Source organism: Vulcaniibacterium thermophilum (assembly GCF_007923255.1).
Classification (GTDB): Bacteria; Pseudomonadota; Gammaproteobacteria; order Xanthomonadales; family Xanthomonadaceae; genus Lysobacter_F; species Lysobacter_F thermophilum.
The window spans coordinates 1-2738 of record NZ_VOHJ01000069.1; the positions used below are offsets into that span (position 1 = coordinate 1).

Here is a 2738-nt window from a genome sequence, read left to right on the forward strand (position 1 = left end):
ACGATCTGCTCGACCGCGCGCTGGCCGCCTACATGAGCGACGACGGCCGCGCGTTCTCGCAGGTGATGGCCGAGTACCGGCGCACGCCGGACGGCCAGGCCTGGGAGCGGCAGCAGGCCGAATTCGTGCGGGTACTGCGCGAAGCGGCGGCGCCCGCGCCGCAGCCGTCGATCGAACCGCCCGCCGAGCCGCCGGCGATGCGCGCGCCGGCGATGCGGATGTAGCCATGCAGCAGACAGGCGCACGAACGATGGATCGGGACGAGGCACGCCGGTTGATGCTGAAGCTGCTGGCGCTGGCCGAGCGGATGGAGCAGCGCGACGAGCGCGTGATCGCGCTCCTCGCCGAGCAGGGCGGCGCGTTGCGGTCGGCCGCGCACGAGGTCGACGCAGCGACGGCGCGGTTCGTCCGCGAGGCGCTCGACGCGCTGCGCGCGCAGGCGCGCGAGGCGGTGCAGGCGGGCGTCGGCGAGGCGATCGCGCAGTGCCGCGACCGCCTGCTCCAGGCCGGGACGGAGGCGGCCCGCAGCGCGGAGACGATGCACAGGGGCGCGGAGGCCCTGCAGCGGCAGCGCTCGCTCTGGCTGTGGACGGCGCCGCTCGCGCTGCTGGTCGGCAGCGCGATCGCGGCCGGGGCGGCCGCCTACGCGGTGACGAGCAGCCGTGCCGAAGTCGAACGGCATCGCATCGAGGCGGCGCTGCTGCGTGCGTACAACCGCGCCGACGTCACCCTGTGCGGCGAGCGTCTGTGCGCGAACATCGACGAGCGCGGGGCGCGTTTCGGCGAGCGCGGGCAGTACCGGCCGGTGGAAGCGCGGACGCCCTGAGCGCCGGGCCGGACACCCCGCCGCCGCCCCCGGCCGAGGCGCCGACGCGACTCCACCGTCGGCACGTTCCTGGCGCCCTCGAAGGCTCCGGGACGGCCGCGCGTCCACGGCCGCCGGCAGGCCGGCTCGGCCGTGGGCCGCCACCCCGTGCACGCCCCAGCCGTCCTGCACCGCCGCATTGGCGTATGGTGGCGGGCGCGTTCAAACCAACGGAGGGACGTATGCAACGCATCACTGCCACCGGCGCCGCTCTGGCGCTGTCGTTCGCCCTGGCCCTGCCGCTGTCGGCGCAGGAGAAGGGCGCGCAGGACAAGCAGGCGCCGGCCATGCCGCCGGAGATGAAGGCGATGATGGAGGCGTGGGAGAAAGCCTCGACGCCCGGCCCGCAGCACAAGCAACTGGCCGAGCACTTCGCCGGCACGTGGACCACCCGGCAGACCATGTGGATGGACCCGTCCGCGCCGCCGATGAACGAGACCGGCAAGGCGGTGAGCACCGCGATCATGGGCGGACGGCACATCCGCATGGACTTCAGCAGCCAGTGGATGGGCCAGCCGTTCGAGGGCGTGGCGCTGACCAGCTACGACAACGTGCGCGGCAAGTACGTCGGCCACTGGATCGACAGCATGTCCACCGGCCACTTCCTGGCCGAGGGCGACTACGACCCGGCCACCAAGACCTACACCTTCCGCGGCGAGATGCCCGATCCGATGAAGGCCGGCAAGACGATCGCGGTGCGCGAGGTCATCCGCATCGTCGATGCCGACCACCACGTGATGGAGTGGTACGAGAACCACGACGGCAAGGAACGCAAGTCGATGGTGATCGAGTACGCCCGCGCCAAGTGAACCGGCCGGGCGTCTGAACCGGCGGGCAACCGCGCGCCGGCCGCCGGGCCGGCGCGCTTCCGTCGCCCGTGCGGCGGGCGCATGATCGGCCGCATGAAGCCAGTTCCGGCCCGCGCCGTCCCCATCGGCTGGGCGAGCGCGCTCGCCGCGGCGCTCGCGGCGACGGGCCCGGCCGGGGCGGCCGGCGATCTGCTGGTCTACCGCTGCACCGACGCGCGCGGCCGGGTCGCGCTGCGCGACAGCCCGTGCCGCAACGGCGAAACCCAGCAGGTGCGCACGATGACCCGGCCGGTCGATCCGCCGCCGCGTGCGCGGCGCCCTGCCGCACCGCCCGCCGCATCCGCGCCGCCGCGGCGCGAGGTGGTGTACCGCACGCCGCCGCGTCCGCTGTACGAGTGCGTCGCGCCCGACGGCGCCCGGTACACCAGCGACACCGACGCCGGCAATCCGCGCTGGATGCCGCTGTGGACGCTCGGCGCCCTCGTGTACGGCGACGGCCGTCATCGCCACCACGGCCGCGTGGGCGCGCCGACCCCGCGGCCGCCACGGGGCGCGGTCGAGCCTCCACGTCGCCATGACCCGGTGTACGCCTACGCTGCCGGCACCTGGGTGCGGGACGAGTGCCATCCCCTTCCGCTCCAGGAGGTGTGCGCCCGCCTGCGCGACGAGCGCTATGCGCTGGATCGCCGGTACCACAGCGCCCTGCAGGGCGAGCGCGACGAGATCACCCGCCGCCAGCGCGGCATCGACGCGCGCCTGGCGCAGGACTGCGGAGACCCGTGATGCGTACGGTTTGGCTTCTCGCGCTGGCGGCGGTGTCCGCCGGCGCGCATGCGCAGCAGATGACCATCTACCGCTGCACCAACGACAAGGGCCAGGTCATCGTGCAGAACGACCAGCCCTGCCCAAAGGGGATGCAGGAGCAGAAACGGGTGATCGACGCACCCGCGCCGTCGGCCACCGCGGCGCCGGCGCGTGCGGCGGCCGGATCTGCCCCGGCGTCGGCCGCCGGCCCCGCGCGTGCGGCCGCCGCACCCACGGCCGGCGCGACCTCCACGGTCACC

Annotated in this window: 5 protein-coding genes; all 5 read left to right on the top strand. The window is 74.5% G+C overall.

Features of this window, described 5'->3' with window-relative positions:
- On the top strand, window positions 1-224 hold a 224-nt coding region (locus tag FQY64_RS14880), incomplete at its 5' end, for a hypothetical protein (RefSeq protein ID WP_222431801.1).
- A gap of 2 nt (window positions 225-226) precedes the next feature.
- Entirely contained in the window at window positions 227-826 is a 600-nt protein-coding gene (locus tag FQY64_RS14540; protein ID WP_146475444.1) for a hypothetical protein, read from the top strand.
- A 221-nt stretch (window positions 827-1047) separates the two neighbouring features.
- Window positions 1048-1674 (top strand): DUF1579 domain-containing protein, encoded by a 627-nt coding sequence (locus FQY64_RS14545; RefSeq protein ID WP_186761048.1) that lies wholly within the window; start codon window positions 1048-1050, stop codon window positions 1672-1674.
- 93 nt (window positions 1675-1767) lie between these two features.
- Complete coding sequence (locus FQY64_RS14550) at window positions 1768-2457, top strand: DUF4124 domain-containing protein (RefSeq protein ID WP_146475448.1); 690 nt, start codon at window positions 1768-1770, stop codon at window positions 2455-2457.
- Window positions 2457-2738: DUF4124 domain-containing protein (locus FQY64_RS14555; RefSeq protein WP_146475450.1), on the top strand; the 282-nt coding region annotated here is incomplete at its 3' end. The genes FQY64_RS14550 and FQY64_RS14555, both read left to right, overlap by 1 nt.

Bases quoted from the DNA above. Each gene is read 5' to 3' on its own strand.
- FQY64_RS14540 (WP_146475444.1), top strand. From the start codon at position 227: ATGCAGCAGACAGGCGCACGAACGATGGATCGGGACGAGGCACGCCGG.
- FQY64_RS14545 (WP_186761048.1), top strand. From the start codon at position 1,048: ATGCAACGCATCACTGCCACCGGCGCCGCTCTGGCGCTGTCGTTCGCC.
- FQY64_RS14550 (WP_146475448.1), top strand. From the start codon at position 1,768: ATGAAGCCAGTTCCGGCCCGCGCCGTCCCCATCGGCTGGGCGAGCGCG.